Genomic DNA, 15006 nt, shown 5'->3' with positions numbered 1-15006 from the left:
CGACAACGTCAGCATCACCGTGAAGCTGATCAACCCGATCGCGATGGAAGAAGGCCTGCGCTTCGCCATCCGTGAAGGCGGCCGCACCGTGGGTTCGGGTGTCGTGGCAAAGATCCTCGACATCTAAGCCGGACGCAAAGGAATCACCATGGCAACCAAGCAAAAAATCCGCATCCGCCTGAAGGCGTTCGACTACAAACTGATCGACCAGTCGGCCGCTGAAATCGTGGACACCGCCAAGCGCACCGGCGCGATCGTCAAGGGCCCCGTGCCCCTGCCGACCCGCATGAAGCGCTTCGACATCCTGCGTTCGCCGCACGTCAACAAGACGTCGCGCGACCAGCTGGAAATCCGTACGCACCAGCGCCTGATGGACATCGTCGACCCGACCGACAAGACCGTGGACGCGCTGATGAAGCTCGACCTCCCGGCCGGCGTGGACGTCGAGATCAAGCTGCAGTAATCCATTCGGCTTCGCGCCGCGGTTACTGACGAAGCCCGTCTGCAGAAATGCAGGCGGGCTTTGTTTTTTGTCTCACGAATGTGGCATCCTCGCCGGTCTGCAGCCCCCACGGGGCGGAGCGCCATGCAGCTGAAACGAGGGCAGCACAGCTATGAGACAAGGCATCTCTTTTGCGTCCGGTTTGATGGCGTGCATCGCGGCGGTGTTGTTGACCGCCTGCGGCGGCGGTGGTGGGGGAGGTGGCGGCGGTCTTCCCTTTCTGCCTGTACTTCCTGTGCCAACGACACCGGTCGCCCTGAGCGGTACGGCCACCTACGAGTCCGTGCCCAATCCCGGCGGGCGACTCGTGTACGCCGACACCTCGGTCAAGCCGGTGCGTGGCGCCTTTGTCGAAGTGCTCGATGCCACCAGCGGCAGCCAGTTGGCCACGACCTCCACAGATGACGGTGGCGCCTATGTCGTGAACGTTCCGGCGAACACGGCAATCATCGTCCGGGTGCGGGCCCAATTGACCCGCACCGGTTCGGCGCCGAGCTGGGATGTCACAGTGCGCGACAACACCCAGTCGAACGCGATCTATTCCATGCAGTCGTCGGCGTTCTCCACGGGAGGCGCGGCACTCACCCGCGATCTGCGCGCCGGCAGCGGCTGGGGTGGATCGAGCTACACCAGCCAGCGCGTGTCCGGGCCGTTCGCCGTGATGGACACGATCTACACCGCAATGCAGAAAGTGCTGTCTGTGGCGCCGGCTACGGCATTTCCGTCGCTGAAGGTGTTCTGGAGCGTGAACAACACGAACGCCAGCGGAAGTATCGCGCTGGGACAGATCGGCACCACGTTCTTCGTCGGCAGGAGTTCGGGTGCGGAAATCTATGTGCTCGGCAAGGAGGATGTGGACACCGACGAATTCGATGCGCCGGTGATCGCGCACGAGTGGGGGCACTACTACCAGGCCTCCTTCAGCCGGGACGATTCGACGGGCGGCGCCCATTCCACGAGCGAGCTCATCGATCGTCGGCTTGCCTTCTCCGAAGGATGGGGCAACGGCTGGTCGGGCATCGCGCTGGGGCGGAGCAACTATGTCGATTCGGGTGGACCCGGCCAGGCTCAGGGCGGCAGCCTCGACCTCACGAGGGGGCCGGCATCCAACCCGGGTTGGTTCCGCGAATCCTCGATCCAGTCGATCTTCTGGAATCTCAACCAGCAGGTCGGGTTCAGGCCGATCCACGACACGATGACAGGGTTCCAGTTCCGCAGTGGTGCGCCAGTCACGTCGATCCATCCGTTCGCGGCGGCATTCAATGCGACAGCGCCAGGCAATGCACAGGCGCTGGCCGCGCTGCTGGCTGGGCAGAACATTGCGGGCGGCAGCGATGCCTATGGCTCATCGGAAAGCAATGATGGCGGCTTGCCGATCGTGCTGCCGATGTACAAGCCGGCAGCGATCGGTGGCTCGGTTACACAGGCTTGTGTGACGAATGCCGCCGATCCGCAGCGCGATGGCAACAAGCTGGGCAGCTTTGCGTATCTGAGGTTTACGGCTCCAGCCAGCCGCAGTTACCAGTTCGTGGTCTCCCCGCCGGTGGGTGCCAGCGCCAATTTCGCGATCTATAAAGGTGGTGTGGTGAGCCGCAATACCAGTTCGGTCAACCTTTCGGCCGGCGACTATGTTCTGGTTGTCAACGATCTCAATAACTCCGCTGCTAGCACGTGTTTCAACGTAACCATTCAATAGCAGTGAGGAAGGCCACCATGAACCCTCTTTCCAGCTCGATGATTGCCGCTGCGGCATGGCTGACGCTCGCTGCCACGTCGGCGCCGGTTTTTGCGGACGGCGTGCCCGCGCCCCGAGCGGCCAAGCACGCTGCTTCTTCGCGCCATGCGCCCATGACGGTCGCGGCGCGCAAGCCCAATGATTCCGGTGTCGTGATCCAGTACAGGCTCGACGGCACGGCCCAGGTCGGCCGGCCGATTTCTGTCGTTCTGCAGTTCGACGGCGTGAGCGATCCGGCCGGGGCCACCGCGCGCCTGACGACGGATGCCGGCCTGACCCTGACGACGAGCAGCAGCCTGGCTCTCCCGGCCGGCCAGCGTACGACCGCCACCGCCACGGTGACGAGCGACCGCGAGGGCCTCGCCTACCTGAATGTCTTTGTCACGCAGAACGGCGCCATGAGCATCGTCGCGATCCCTGTGACGACCGGATCGGCGGTGCCGGCCATGAAGGGTGCCGGCGAGGTGAAATCGTCCGACGAGGGCGAAAAGATCATCTCCTTGCCCGCCAAAGAGCCAAAAGAGCCCAAATAGGGCCCCAAACGGGCGCAACAATCGCCCTTGCAACGGGCCCGCATCGCGGGCTATAATCGCTGGCTCTGCCCTTGGTGCGTCCATGCGGGCGTAGTTCGGGCAGAGATTTATCAACCTTCTTTCGCAGGCCGGGAACCTTGGGGAATCGGCCAAACGCTGTCGCCAATTGAAGTGGCAGCGGCGAAGGAAGTCTTCCATTTTTGGAGAAAACAAATGAGTCTGAGCAACTCCCTCGGGTTGCTGGGCCGCAAGGTGGGGATGATGCGTCTCTTCACCGATGACGGGGACGCAGTTCCTGTCACGGTGGTAGATGTGTCCAACAACCGTGTGACCCAGATCAAGTCCCAAGAGACCGATGGCTACGTCGCCCTGCAGGTGACGTTCGGTTCGCGCAAAGCATCGCGCGTGACCAAGCCCGAAGCCGGCCACCTCGCCAAGGCGGGTGTCGAAGCTGGCGAAATCATCCAGGAATTCCGCGTTACCGCAGATACCGCAGGTCAGCACAAGGCTGGCGGCGTGATCGCGGCCAGCAGCGTGTTTTCCGTGGGCCAGAAGGTGGACGTGCAAGGCACCTCCATCGGCAAGGGCTACGCTGGCACGATCAAGCGCCACAACATGAGCTCGCAACGCGCGTCGCACGGTAACAGCCGTTCGCACAACGTTCCCGGCTCGATCGGCATGGCACAAGACCCCGGTCGCGTGTTCCCCGGCAAGCGCATGACGGGCCACCTCGGCGACGTCACGCGCACGACGCAAAACCTCGACGTGTTCCGCATCGACGAAGCACGTCAACTGCTGCTCATCAAGGGCGCGATTCCGGGTTCGAAGGGTGGCTTCGTCACCGTGCGTCCCGCCATCAAGGCCAAGCCGCAAGCGGCTGAAGGAGCGAAGTAATGGAACTCGAACTCCTGAACGAACAAGGCCAGGCCGCGTCGAAGTACGACGCCCCCGAGACCGTGTTCGGCCGTGACTACAACGAAGACCTGGTCCACCAGATCGTCGTTGCATTCCAGGCCAACGCCCGCCAAGGCACGCGCGCCCAGAAGGACCGCGAGCAGGTCAAGCACTCGACCAAGAAGCCTTTCAAGCAAAAGGGAACGGGCCGCGCCCGTGCCGGTATGACGTCCTCGCCGCTGTGGCGCGGGGGTGGCCGCATTTTCCCGAACATGCCTGACGAAAACTTCTCGCAGAAGATCAACAAGAAGATGTACCGCGCCGGCATGGCCGCCATCTTCTCGCAGCTCGCTCGCGAAGGCCGTCTGGCCGTGGTGGATTCGCTGACCGTGGATTCGCCCAAGACGAAGCCGCTGGCAGCCCGTTTCAAGGCGATGAATCTCGAGTCCGTGCTCGTGATCGCCGAAGAAGTCGACGAAAACCTGTACCTTGCCTCGCGCAATCTGGTGAACGTTCTCGTGGTCGAACCCCGCTACGCCGATCCGGTGTCGCTGGTTCACTACAAGAAGGTGCTGGTCACCAAGGGTGCCGTCGACAAGCTCAAGGAGATGTTCGCATGAGCCGCGTGAACCCTACCGCCGCTGAACGTACGTTCGAAGAAGGCCGCCTGATGGCGGTGCTGGTCGCCCCGATCGTGTCCGAAAAGGCCACGATGGTCGGCGAGAAGTCGAACGCTGTCACTTTCAAGGTGCTGCAAGACGCCACCAAGCCCGAGATCAAGGCCGCTGTCGAACTGATGTTCAAGGTCGAAGTCCAGGGCGTGTCGGTGCTCAACACCAAGGGCAAGACCAAGCGCTTTGGCAAGTCCATCGGCCGCCGCGACAACGTTCGCAAGGCCTATGTGACCCTGAAGCCCGGTCAAGAGCTCAACCTCGTCGGGGAAGGCGCTTAATCATGGCCGTCATCAAGATGAAACCCACTTCGCCGGGCCAACGCGGCGCGGTGAAGATCTCGCGTGACCACCTGTTCAAGGGTGCTCCTCACGCTCCCCTGCTGGAACCCCAGTTCCAGAAGGCCGGCCGCAACAACAACGGCCACATCACGATCCGTCATCGTGGCGGCGGTGCCAAGCACCACTACCGCGTTGTCGACTTCGTGCGCAACAAGGACGGCATCCCGGCCAAGGTCGAACGCATCGAATACGACCCGAACCGTACCGCCCACATCGCTCTGGTCTGCTACGCCGACGGCGAGCGCCGCTACATCATCGCCCCGCGCGGTCTGGAAGCCGGTGCAACGCTGCTGTCGGGCGCCGAAGCCCCGATCCGCGCCGGCAACACCCTGCCGATCCGCAACATCCCGGTCGGCTCGACGATCCACTGCATCGAACTGCAACCCGGCAAGGGCGCGCAGATCGCGCGTTCGGCCGGTACGTCGGCAACGCTGCTGGCTCGCGAAGGCGTCTACGCCCAGGTCCGCATGCGTTCGGGTGAGGTGCGCCGCATCCACATCGAATGCCGTGCAACCATCGGCGAAGTGGCCAACGAAGAGCACAGCCTGCGCCAACTCGGCAAGGCCGGTGTGAAGCGTCACATGGGTATCCGCCCGACCGTTCGCGGCGTGGTGATGAACCCGGTCGACCACCCGCATGGTGGCGGCGAAGGCAAGACTGGCGAAGGCCGCCATCCTGTCGACCCATGGGGCAATCTGACCAAGGGCTATCGCACCCGTAACAACAAGCGCACGCAGGTCTTCATCGTGTCGCGTCGCAAGAAGTAAGGGATAGCCAATGACTCGCTCTCTCAAAAAGGGTCCTTTCGTCGATCACCACCTCGTGGCCAAGGCCGACAAGGCCGTGACGACCAAGGACAAGAAGCCGATCAAGACCTGGTCGCGCCGCTCGATGGTTCTGCCCGAGTTCATCGGTCTGACCATCGCTGTGCACAACGGCAAGCAACACGTGCCCGTGTACATCACCGACCAGATGGTCGGCCACAAGCTCGGCGAATTTGCGCTCACGCGTACGTTCAAGGGGCACCCCGCGGACAAAAAAGTCCAGAAGAAGTAAGGAACGACCATGTCTGAAACACGTGCAGTCCTCCGCGGTGTCCGCCTGTCGGTCGACAAGGGCCGTCTGGTCGCGGATCTGATCCGCGGCAAGAAGGTCGATCAAGCGCTCAACGTTCTGCAATTCACGCAGAAAAAGGCCGCTGTGATCATCAAGAAGGTGCTCGAGTCGGCCATCGCCAACGCCGAGCACAACGACGGTGCCGACATCGACGAGCTGAAGGTCAAGACCATCTACGTCGAGCAAGGTGCAACGCTCAAGCGTTTCACCGCTCGGGCCAAGGGTCGCGGCAATCGCATCAGCAAGCCCACGTGCCATGTGTACGTGACGGTCGGCAACTAAGAAGGCCTGGAAGAAATATGGGACAGAAAATCCACCCAACCGGGTTCCGCCTTGCGGTCACCCGTAACTGGTCCAGCCGCTGGTACGCAAGCGACCGCGATTTCGCGGGCATGCTGGCCGAAGACATCAAGGTTCGCGAATACCTGAAGAAGAAGCTGAAGAACGCTTCGGTGTCGCGCGTCATGATCGAACGTCCCGCCAAGAACGCACGCATCACGATCTACTCGGCACGTCCGGGCGTCGTGATCGGCAAGAAGGGCGAGGACATCGAGAACCTCAAGCGCGAACTGGGCAAGCAGCTCGGCGTGCCGGTTGCAGTCAACATCGAAGAAGTGCGCAAGCCCGAAATCGATGCGCAGCTGATCGCCGACAGCATCACGCAGCAGCTCGAAAAGCGGATCATGTTCCGCCGCGCCATGAAGCGCGCCATGCAAAACGCCATGCGTCTGGGTGCCCTGGGCATCAAGATCATGTCGGCTGGCCGCCTGAACGGCATCGAAATCGCACGTACCGAGTGGTACCGCGAAGGCCGCGTGCCGCTGCACACCCTGCGCGCCGACATCGACTACGGCACCTCGGAAGCCAAGACCACCTACGGCGTCATCGGCGTCAAGGTCTGGGTCTACAAGGGCGACACGTTGGGTCGCAACGACCTGCCGGCCGTCGAAACGCCGCGTCCCGAAGAAGAACGTCGTCCGCGCGGTCCGCGCCGCGATGGCCGCCCGGGTGGCGACCGTCCGGGTTCGGATCGTCGTGGTCCCGGCCCGCGCGCCGGTGCCCGCGGCCCGATCGGTGGCAACACCGCTCCGGCCGATGGCAGCGACAAGCCTGCAGAAGCAACCGGCGGTGCCGGTGACTCGAAACCCGCCGTTAAGCGCGTCCGCAAAGCCGCGCCAGCTGCAGCAGCTGACGGTGCCAAGACCGAGTGATCGGTCTTAGAACTACGGAGTAACAAAACATGCTGCAACCTGCACGCAGAAAGTTCCGCAAGGAACAAAAGGGCCGCAACACCGGCATCGCAACCACGGGTAACTCGGTTGCGTTCGGTGACTTCGGTCTCAAATGCACCGATCGCGGCCGCCTCACGGCACGCCAGATCGAAGCCGCTCGCCGCGCGATTTCGCGTCACGTGAAGCGCGGTGGCCGTATCTGGATCCGCGTATTCCCGGACAAGCCGATCTCTACCAAGCCCGCTGAAGTGCGGATGGGTAACGGTAAGGGCAACCCCGAGTACTACGTCGCCGAAATCCAGCCCGGCAAGATCGTGTTCGAGATCGTCGGCGTGCCCGAAGAACTCGCCCGCGAAGCGTTCCGCCTGGCCGCCGCCAAGCTTCCGCTGCGTACGACCTTCGTCGCTCGCCAGCTCGGCGCCTGAGAGGAGAACACTGATGGCAACCCGTAAGAAAAAAGAAACCGCGGCTTCGGCCAAGGTGACGAAGGCTGCAACCCTGCGCACGAAGGACGTCGCAGGCCTGCAAGCCGAAATCAAGGATCTGCAGAAGGCCCATTTCGGTCTGCGCATGCAGAAGGCCACGCAACAGCTGTCGAACACCTCGACGCTGCGCGTGACGCGTCGCGACATCGCTCGCGCAAAGACCATTCTTGCTCAGAAGCAGCAAGAAACCCCCGCCGCCAAGTAAGGAGTGAACATGACGGAACCTAAAAAATCCCTCAAGCGCACCTTGATCGGCAAGGTGGTCAGCGACAAGCGTGCCAAGACCGTGACCGTGCTGGTCGAGCGCCGTGTGAAGCATGAGCTCTACGGCAAGATCGTGGCCAAGACGAGCAAGTACCACGCCCATGACGAAAAGGGCGAGTACAAGCTGGGCGACACCATCGAGATCACGGAAAGCCGTCCGATCTCGAAGACCAAGAACTGGGTCGTGACCCGTCTGGTCGAGAAGGCCGTTCTGGTCTGATCTCCCCGGCTCGCTACAGCCCATACGGAAACGGCCCACAATGTGGGCCGTTTTTCTTTTTCAGGAGCACTTTCAATGATCAAAGTCGGCGACACCCTTCCCTCGGCCACCCTGCAGGAATATTCCGAAGTCGAGGGCGAAGGCTGCAGCATCGGCCCGAACGCCGTGGACGTGGCCAAGGCCTCGGCGGGCAAGACCATCGCGCTGTTCGCGCTGCCCGGCGCCTTCACGCCCACCTGCTCGGCCAAGCACGTGCCGGGCTACGTGCAGCACTTCGACGACTTCAAGGCCGCTGGCGTGGACGAGATCTGGTGCGTGAGCGTGAACGATGCTTTCGTGATGGGCGCCTGGGCGCGCGACCAGAAGACCGGCACCAAGGTGCGCATGCTGGCCGACGGCAGCGCCGACTTCGCCAAGGCCACCGGCCTTACGCTCGACCTGACCGGCCGCGGCATGGGCCTGCGCAGCAACCGCTACTCGATGCTCGTGAAGGACGGCAAGGTCGCGACGCTCAACGTCGAAGGACCGGGCAAGTTCGAAGTCAGCGACGCCGACACGCTGTTGGCCCAAGCACGCGGTTAATAAACCCGGATCCTTCGAGGGGCCGCCGCGCACGGCCGCTCGGAGCCGCAGCCGGGGGCGAGCTAAAGCTCCACCTTCAGGTAGTGGGCCCCGGCAACGGGGTTGTGATAGTAGGGCGGTACCTCTGCGAAGCCCAGGTCTTCGTAGAGGGCGCGCGCCGACTCCATCTCGTCGAGTGTGTCGAGCAGCACGCAGCCATACCCCGCGCTGCGTGCGGCATCGAGGATCGCCTCGGCCAGTTGCCGACCCAGGCCCAGGCCGCGAAAGCCGGGGCGCACGTACAGGCGCTTCATCTCGGCGGCGTTCGCGTAGTCCGCGCTGTCGAGCGGGCGCAGCGCGCAGCACCCCGCCACATGCGCCAGCGTGCCGTCGGCGCGCCGCAGGGTCGGTGCTTCGCGCCCGGCGTCTTCCTTCACGTTGGCCGGATCGACCAGCGCCAGCAGCAGCAGGCCGCGCGGTTCGGCGTATTCGCCCGGCAGTTGCGCCAGTTCGCTGTCGAAATCCTGAAAGCCCAGGTCGATGTCCAGCGAGGCCGCGTAGTCGCGGAAGATCGCGCGTGTGGCCTCGATCTCGTGAGCTTCTTCCGGCGTGAGCAGCACGACCGCCGGCATGTCCGACAGCGGCAGGGGGCGTGAAACAGAAAAGCTCATACGCGCAGCGAGGAAACCCAGTACGCCACGCCCGCGCACAGCGCGAACAGCACCAGCGCCAGCCAGCGCGACGCCGCGTCGTCGCGGCTCGGCGCCACCTGGCCGTTCTCGGCGGAAACCAACTTGTCGCCCGTCACCATCGGCCGCACCAGTCGGTGCCGCTTGACCAGCACGTAGAACAGCACCGCCAGCAGGTGCAGGCTCACGAGGGCGATCACGATCCATTTGCCCTGCGCCTTGTGCCAACCGGTGGCCAGGCTCACGAGCTCGCCCGAGACGAAACGCGTGAGCGGCCCCGATGCCGAGATTTCGTCATCCGCCATCAGCCCGGTTGCCACCTGCAACGCCAGGATCGCCAGCACCGCGAACACCGACAATGCGCCCAGAGGCGTGTGCCCGGCCAGGTGATCTGGGGGCGCTCGTCCGCGCAGATAGGCCGCCATCGACCCGGGGCCGTAGACGAAGGCCGCAAAGCGCGACCAGCGTCCGCCCACGAAGCCCCAGAGCAGCCGGAACAGCAGCAGTGCGAGCACCGCGTACCCCAGGCGGAAGTGCCATTCCATGGCATCGCTCAACCCGGTTCCGATCATGCCGATGACGGCTGCGGCCAGCGCCCAGTGGAAAAGGCGTGTCGGCAGGTCCCAGACCCGTGTGCGGGCGCTTGAGCCTGAGGCCGCCGGGAAGGCAGCCACGGAAGAATCGGTCATCGAGGAAGGTGCGGAGCGCAATGCTGCGGAAGGCGCAGATTAGCAAAGTCCAGGCCCCGGCCTGCTTCGGGTTGTTGCTATGCGGCTGTCGCAGGCAGCCCCTACACTCGGCCGCAGCGCCGCGCTCGACGGCGTTTTCCCCACAACGAGGACCCCCGATGACCCGACTTGCTCCGTTCGCCCTTGCAGCCGCCTGCGCCGCCCTGTCCCTGCCCACGGCAGCCCAGTTCGCCAAGCCCGAGGACGCCATCAAGTACCGCCAGAGCGCGCTGTTCGTGATGAGCCAGCATTTCGGCCGCCTCGGCGCCATGGCCAACGGACGCGCGCCCTACGACGCCTCGACTGCTGCGGCCAACGCCGAAATGGTCGCCGACATGGCAAAGCTGCCGTGGACGGCCTTCGGCGCCAGCACCGAGGGCGGCAAGGCCAAGCCCGAAATCTGGAAGGAAGACGCCAAGTTCAAGGAGCGCCAGGAGAAGCTGATCGCCGAAACCGCCAAGCTGGTGACGGCCGCCAAGGCCGGCAATCTCGACGCGCTCAAGGCCCAGTTCGGCCCGACCGCAGCGAGCTGCAAGGCTTGCCACGACAGCTTCCGCAACCAGTAAGCCGTCGCCTCGCAGAAACATAAAAGGACAAAAGGCGCTCTTTCGGGAGCGCCTTTTTGCGGGAGGAGCGGAAGATCAGGCCTCGGCCAGCAGCTTCTCGATCAGCTTGTGGAGTTCGGCAAAGTCCGGCTCGCCCACATAGCGCTTCACGATTTCGCCGCGCTTGTTGACCAGGTAGGTGGTCGGCGTGAGCTTCACATCGCCCCAGGCCTGTGCCACGCTGCCGGTGTTGTCGATCGCCACCTTGAACGGCAGCTTGCGCGTTTGCGCGAAGTTGACGACATAGCTCGGCGGGTCGTAGCTCATGGCCACTGCCAGGGTGTCGTAGCCCTGCGCCTTGTACTTGTCGTAGGTCGCGATGACCTTGGGCATTTCGCCGACGCAGGTCACGCAGCTCGTGGCCCAGAAATTGACCAGGGTGACTTTGCCCTTCAGGTCTGCCGTGCTCTTTTGCGTGCCGTCGAGCAGCACGAAGGTCGAAGCCGGCGCGGCCGTGGCGCCGGAGCCGAGGTACACGCCCACGCCGGCGGCCAATGCGAGAACGACGGCGGTAGCGGCGATGTATTTCTTCATGGCAACACGGAAGACAAGGGCGGCGCGATTTTAGTTCCGCCCGCCGGATCGTGCTCGCGGCCCGGGCGCGGCTCGATAATCGTTCCCCGATGCCGTTTCCCGTCCTCCATTTCCGGTTCGTACTGGCAGCGGCAGCCTTGCTCGCCGCCTGCAGCCCGACCTTCAACTGGCGCGAAGTGCCGGTCGCCGAATCCGGCCTGATCGTGCTGCTGCCCTGCAAGGCCGACCGCGCGAACCGCGCCCTGCCGCTGGGTGCCGAATCGGTGCAGGTCGACATGACGGGCTGCGACGCCGGCGGTGCGACCTTCGCCATCGCGCATGCCTCCGCCAGCGGCCCCGAGCAAGCCGAGGCCTGGCTCCGCGCATGGCACGCCGCCACCCGCGGCCAGCTCGGCGAGGCGCAGGTGGCGGAAACTCCCGCCAGCGTCCAGCGCGCGACCGCCGCGCCGGCGCCGCTGCGGCTCGATGCCCAGCCGCGGCAGCAGCAGGGCGCATCGGCGTCGGCGCCGGTACAGGTGCTCTGGTTTGCCCAGTCGCAGAAGGACGGCACCGTGGCGCTCTACCAGGCCACCGTGCTGGGCAAGCCTTCTTCGCCCGAAGCATCGAAGACCTTCTTCGAGAGTTTGCGGCTTCCCTGAAGGCCGATCTGCTATGGTTCTGATAGCTGCCTGGCTGGCGACACTGTCCGTCTTTCGGGGCTGCTGCGTTGTGTCGTATATCTACTTCCCCTGGGCGCCCCCGCATAATCGATGCGTCGCCCTCCGCCCCGCATGAACAGCATCCTCATCATCGCCCACTCACCGTTCGCGCACGCGCTGCGGCAGTGCGCGCTGCATGTGTTTCCCGATTGCGAGCAGGCCATCGTCGCGCTCGACGTTCTGCCCAACGTGTCGCCCGAAGAAACGCTGGCCGCCGCGCGCATCACGCTCGCGCAGCAGCTGCACACGCCGCGCTCGCAGGTGCTGGTGCTGGCCGACGTGTTCGGCGCCACGCCTTGTAACGTGGCGCAGAAGCTGGTGGACGGCGCCCGGTCGCGGCTGGTGGCGGGAGTCAATCTTCCGATGCTGCTGCGCGCCGTCACCTATCGGCACGAGCCCCTGGATACGCTGGTGCAGCGCGCCCTTGCGGGCGGCACCGCGGGCGTCATGCAGGTGGCGGTGGCGGCTCCCCAGAACCAGGCAAAAAGAAAGCACAGTGATCAAGAAATCCGTGACCATCAGCAATAAGCTGGGCTTGCATGCACGCGCATCGGCCAAGCTGACCAAGCTCGCAGGCAGCTTTCCCTGCGAGGTGTGGCTCTCCCGCGGCGACCGCCGCATCAACGCCAAGAGCATCATGGGCGTCATGATGCTGGCCGCCGGACTGGGCAGCACCGTCGAGCTCGAAACCAACGGCGAGCAGGAAGATGAAGCAATGAACGCCATCGTGCTCCTGATGGACGACAAGTTCGGCGAAGGCGAATAAGGACCGTTCCATGACTTTTGCAGTCCACGGCCTTCCCGTCGCCCGTGGCATTGCCATCGGGCGCGCGGTGCTGGTGGTGTCGAGCCGCATCGACGTGGCCCACTACTTCATCAAGCCTGAAGAAATCGAGACCGAGATCGACCGCGTGCGCACCGCGCGCAACGCGGTGGCCGACGAGCTCACCAAGCTGCAGGCCAACGTTGCGCAGATGGGCCCGAACGACACGCCGCACGAACTCTCGGCGCTGCTCGAGGTGCACCAGATGCTGCTGCAGGACGAGGTCCTCACCGGCGGCGTCAAGCACTGGATCACCGAGCGGCTCTACAACGCCGAATGGGCGCTGACCACGCAGCTCGAGATCATCGCGCGCCAGTTCGACGAGATGGAGGACGAGTACCTGCGCGAGCGCAAGGCCGACCTCGAGCAGGTGGTCGAACGCCTGCTGCATCGCATGAAGGGCACGGCCGCCGTGCTCGCGCCGAGCCCGCCGCGCCGCAAGCGCGCCACCTCCCAGGACGACGACAACGACAACGACGATCCCACCGCGGGCGACGGCATCGACGTGCCGCTGGTGCTCATCGCGCACGATCTCTCGCCGGCCGACATGCTGCAGTTCAAGAAGAGCGTGTTCGCCGGCTTCGTCACCGACGTGGGCGGGCGCACCTCGCACACCGCCATCGTGGCGCGCAGCATGGACATCCCGGCCGTGGTCGGCGCGCGCACCGCGAGCCAGCTGGTGCGCCAGGACGACTGGGTCATCATCGACGGAGACGCCGGCGTGGTGATCGTCGACCCTTCTCCGATCATCCTGGCCGAGTACGGCTTCAAGCAGCGCCAGGGCGACCTCGAACGCGGCCGGCTCGCGCGGCTGCGCCACAAGCCCGCCGTCACGCTCGACGGCCAGCGGGTGGAACTGCTCGCCAACATCGAGATGCCCGAGGACACCTTGGGCGCCGTCAAGGCCGGCGCGGTGGGCGTGGGCCTGTTCCGCAGCGAATTCCTCTTCATGGGCCGCGAGTCGACCACGCGCCAGACCCGCCTGCCCGACGAAGAGGAACAGTACCAGGCCTACAAACGCGCGGTCGAGGGCATGCAGGGCATGCCCGTCACCATCCGCACCATCGACGTGGGCGCCGACAAGCCGCTGGACGGCAAGTCGGCCAACAAGCAGGAGCACCTGAATCCCGCGCTCGGCCTGCGCGCCATCCGCTGGAGCCTGGCCGACCCGGCGATGTTCCTCACCCAGCTGCGAGCCATCCTGCGCGCCGCGGCGCACGGTGAAATCCACCTGCTGATTCCCATGCTCGCGCACGCGAGCGAGATCCGCCAGACGCTGTCGCTGATCGATTTCGCGCGCACCGAACTCGACAGCCGCGGCGCCGTGCACGGGCAGGTGAAGCTCGGTGCAATGATCGAGATTCCCGCGGCGGCGCTCACGCTGCGCATCTTCCTGAAGCACTTCGACTTCCTGTCGATCGGCACCAACGACCTGATCCAGTACACGCTGGCCATCGACCGCGCCGACGAGTCGGTGGCGCACCTTTACGACCCCGCGCACCCGGCGGTGCTGCGCCTCGTGGCCGACACCATCGCCGAGTGCCGGCGGCAGGGCAAGGGCGTGGCCGTGTGCGGCGAGATGGCGGGCGACGTGGCCTTCACGCGGCTGCTGCTGGGGCTGGGCCTGCGCAGCTTCTCGATGCATCCCTCGCGCATCCTCGCGGTCAAGCAGGAGGTGCTGCGCGCCGACACCGGCAAGCTTGAAGCCTGGGCCCAGAGCGTTCTCGACTCCGACGACCCCGCCGCCGCAATGGCGGGCTGATTCGGCTGCTCATTCGGGAAACACCGCGGAACCGGCTTTGCCGGGCCGCTGGTGTTGCCCCCGGTAGGGGGTTGGAGAAGCGACACGAAGTGCGCGCAGCCTGGGGGCGAGCTGAAACTTAACGAAACACGCCGAAACCGCGGCGAAAGGACTTGCGGCAGCGCCGCAAGCACGATCAGGTCTCCTCTTCAACCCCGAAAGAAAGACCTGCATCATGAAATCTCTCTCCCTGACCCAGCTCGTTGCCGTCGGCTCCTTCGCCATGCTCGCCGCCGCGGGCGCCAAGGCTGAAAGCTACGAGGGCGTGCAGCCCGCCGTGTCGGCCAAGAGCCGCGCCGACGTCAACGCCGAAGCCGTGCGCACCGCATCGGCACCCGACCAGAACGTGGTGCGCGGCTCGCGCGGCGCAGAAGGCATGGCCGTGTCGACCGAGCGCGCACGCATCGTCGCGGAAGCAGTGCGCGCCGCCGCCGCACCCGACCAGAACGTGACGTCCAGCTCGCGCGTGAACAGTCAGGTCGTCTCGACGATGCAGAACCCTGTCGACGCGCGCGCCGCAGCCGCCAACGCCAAGAGCAGCCGGCTGTAAGACCTCCCCCCAACGATGCCCTCG

23 protein-coding genes and 1 pseudogene are annotated in these 15006 nt (G+C 64.8%); 21 read left to right on the top strand and 3 right to left on the bottom strand.

The features are described from left to right. The 15 genes and pseudogenes from tuf to ASD05_RS06735 form a co-directional block, all read left to right on the top strand. Positions 1–127, top strand: a pseudogene (tuf, locus tag ASD05_RS29330) (elongation factor Tu); the annotation flags it as partial. Between the two features lie 21 nt (positions 128–148). After that, positions 149–463 carry a 30S ribosomal protein S10 gene (gene rpsJ / locus ASD05_RS06800; protein WP_007838118.1) on the top strand — a complete coding sequence of 105 codons (315 nt, stop codon included), beginning with the start codon at positions 149–151 and terminating at the stop codon, positions 461–463. 151 nt (positions 464–614) lie between these two features. Then, complete coding sequence (locus ASD05_RS06795; RefSeq protein WP_056589470.1) at positions 615–2198, top strand: hypothetical protein; 1584 nt, start codon at positions 615–617, stop codon at positions 2196–2198. Between the two features lie 17 nt (positions 2199–2215). Beyond that, positions 2216–2770: a hypothetical protein gene (locus tag ASD05_RS06790; RefSeq protein ID WP_056589468.1), complete on the top strand. Its 555-nt coding sequence runs from the start codon at positions 2216–2218 to the stop codon at positions 2768–2770. Between the two features lie 213 nt (positions 2771–2983). Then, entirely contained in the window at positions 2984–3664 is a 681-nt protein-coding gene (rplC, locus tag ASD05_RS06785; RefSeq protein ID WP_056589466.1) for a 50S ribosomal protein L3, read from the top strand. Next, complete coding sequence (rplD, locus tag ASD05_RS06780; RefSeq protein WP_007838126.1) at positions 3664–4284, top strand: 50S ribosomal protein L4; 621 nt, start codon at positions 3664–3666, stop codon at positions 4282–4284. Before rplC ends, rplD begins: the two co-directional genes overlap by 1 nt. Next, positions 4281–4616: a 50S ribosomal protein L23 gene (gene rplW, locus ASD05_RS06775; RefSeq protein WP_007838129.1), complete on the top strand. Its 336-nt coding sequence runs from the start codon at positions 4281–4283 to the stop codon at positions 4614–4616. Before rplD ends, rplW begins: the two co-directional genes overlap by 4 nt. Before the next feature lie 2 nt (positions 4617–4618). Next, the gene (gene rplB, locus ASD05_RS06770; RefSeq protein WP_007838130.1) at positions 4619–5443 is read left to right on the top strand and encodes a 50S ribosomal protein L2; all 825 of its coding nucleotides are present in this window, start codon (positions 4619–4621) and stop codon (positions 5441–5443) included. 10 nt (positions 5444–5453) lie between these two features. Further along, on the top strand, positions 5454–5732 hold the full coding sequence (gene rpsS / locus ASD05_RS06765) for a 30S ribosomal protein S19 (protein ID WP_007838132.1): 279 nt from the start codon (positions 5454–5456) through the stop codon (positions 5730–5732). A gap of 9 nt (positions 5733–5741) precedes the next feature. Continuing rightward, on the top strand, positions 5742–6074 hold the full coding sequence (rplV, locus tag ASD05_RS06760) for a 50S ribosomal protein L22 (RefSeq protein ID WP_007838134.1): 333 nt from the start codon (positions 5742–5744) through the stop codon (positions 6072–6074). 17 nt (positions 6075–6091) lie between these two features. Then, positions 6092–7003, top strand: a complete 912-nt coding sequence (gene rpsC / locus ASD05_RS06755) for a 30S ribosomal protein S3 (RefSeq protein ID WP_007838135.1) — start codon at positions 6092–6094, stop codon at positions 7001–7003. Positions 7004–7032: 29 nt separating this feature from the next. Next, positions 7033–7449: a 50S ribosomal protein L16 gene (gene rplP / locus ASD05_RS06750; protein WP_007838137.1), complete on the top strand. Its 417-nt coding sequence runs from the start codon at positions 7033–7035 to the stop codon at positions 7447–7449. Between the two features lie 55 nt (positions 7450–7504). After that, the gene (rpmC, locus tag ASD05_RS06745) at positions 7505–7714 is read left to right on the top strand and encodes a 50S ribosomal protein L29 (RefSeq protein WP_056589463.1); all 210 of its coding nucleotides are present in this window, start codon (positions 7505–7507) and stop codon (positions 7712–7714) included. A gap of 9 nt (positions 7715–7723) precedes the next feature. After that, on the top strand, positions 7724–7993 hold the full coding sequence (gene rpsQ / locus ASD05_RS06740) for a 30S ribosomal protein S17 (RefSeq protein ID WP_007838145.1): 270 nt from the start codon (positions 7724–7726) through the stop codon (positions 7991–7993). 75 nt (positions 7994–8068) lie between these two features. After that, positions 8069–8575, top strand: a complete 507-nt coding sequence (locus ASD05_RS06735) for a peroxiredoxin (RefSeq protein WP_007838146.1) — start codon at positions 8069–8071, stop codon at positions 8573–8575. A 62-nt stretch (positions 8576–8637) separates the two neighbouring features. Here the strand turns inward: ASD05_RS06735 and ASD05_RS06730 are convergent, their stop codons facing one another. Together ASD05_RS06730 and ASD05_RS06725 are read right to left on the bottom strand one after the other, a co-directional pair. Beyond that, positions 8638–9225, bottom strand: coding sequence for a GNAT family N-acetyltransferase (locus ASD05_RS06730; RefSeq protein ID WP_056589460.1), 588 nt, complete (start codon positions 9223–9225; stop codon positions 8638–8640). Continuing rightward, on the bottom strand, positions 9222–9932 hold the full coding sequence (locus ASD05_RS06725; RefSeq protein ID WP_056589457.1) for a cytochrome b/b6 domain-containing protein: 711 nt from the start codon (positions 9930–9932) through the stop codon (positions 9222–9224). Before ASD05_RS06725 ends, ASD05_RS06730 begins: the two co-directional genes overlap by 4 nt. A gap of 158 nt (positions 9933–10090) precedes the next feature. Between ASD05_RS06725 and ASD05_RS06720 the strand changes: the two genes are divergently transcribed. Then, the gene (locus tag ASD05_RS06720; protein WP_056589456.1) at positions 10091–10537 is read left to right on the top strand and encodes a c-type cytochrome; all 447 of its coding nucleotides are present in this window, start codon (positions 10091–10093) and stop codon (positions 10535–10537) included. 75 nt (positions 10538–10612) lie between these two features. Here ASD05_RS06720 and ASD05_RS06715 read toward each other — a convergent pair whose 3' ends face one another. After that, positions 10613–11110 (bottom strand): TlpA disulfide reductase family protein, encoded by a 498-nt coding sequence (locus tag ASD05_RS06715; RefSeq protein ID WP_056589454.1) that lies wholly within the window; start codon positions 11108–11110, stop codon positions 10613–10615. Positions 11111–11199: 89 nt separating this feature from the next. Here ASD05_RS06715 and ASD05_RS06710 point away from each other — a divergent pair, with 89 nt between their 5' ends. The 5 genes from ASD05_RS06710 to ASD05_RS06690 all read left to right on the top strand — a co-directional run bounded on the left by ASD05_RS06710 (position 11200) and on the right by ASD05_RS06690 (position 14982). After that, entirely contained in the window at positions 11200–11748 is a 549-nt protein-coding gene (locus ASD05_RS06710) for a hypothetical protein (protein ID WP_056589451.1), read from the top strand. Positions 11749–11880: 132 nt separating this feature from the next. Continuing rightward, the gene (locus ASD05_RS06705; RefSeq protein ID WP_056589449.1) at positions 11881–12336 is read left to right on the top strand and encodes a PTS sugar transporter subunit IIA; all 456 of its coding nucleotides are present in this window, start codon (positions 11881–11883) and stop codon (positions 12334–12336) included. Next, the gene (locus ASD05_RS06700; RefSeq protein ID WP_007838156.1) at positions 12305–12574 is read left to right on the top strand and encodes an HPr family phosphocarrier protein; all 270 of its coding nucleotides are present in this window, start codon (positions 12305–12307) and stop codon (positions 12572–12574) included. The genes ASD05_RS06705 and ASD05_RS06700 overlap by 32 nt, the downstream gene beginning before the upstream one ends. Before the next feature lie 10 nt (positions 12575–12584). Next, complete coding sequence (gene ptsP, locus ASD05_RS06695) at positions 12585–14393, top strand: phosphoenolpyruvate--protein phosphotransferase (protein ID WP_056589446.1); 1809 nt, start codon at positions 12585–12587, stop codon at positions 14391–14393. A 214-nt stretch (positions 14394–14607) separates the two neighbouring features. Beyond that, positions 14608–14982 (top strand): hypothetical protein, encoded by a 375-nt coding sequence (locus ASD05_RS06690; protein ID WP_056589443.1) that lies wholly within the window; start codon positions 14608–14610, stop codon positions 14980–14982. The last annotated feature ends 24 nt before the right edge of the window (positions 14983–15006 follow it).

This window comes from Variovorax sp. Root434 (assembly GCF_001426595.1).
Lineage (GTDB): Bacteria > Pseudomonadota > Gammaproteobacteria > Burkholderiales > Burkholderiaceae_C > Variovorax.
The sequence above is the reverse complement of the archived record's forward strand: the minus strand, read 5'-3'. Positions and strand labels throughout refer to the sequence as shown.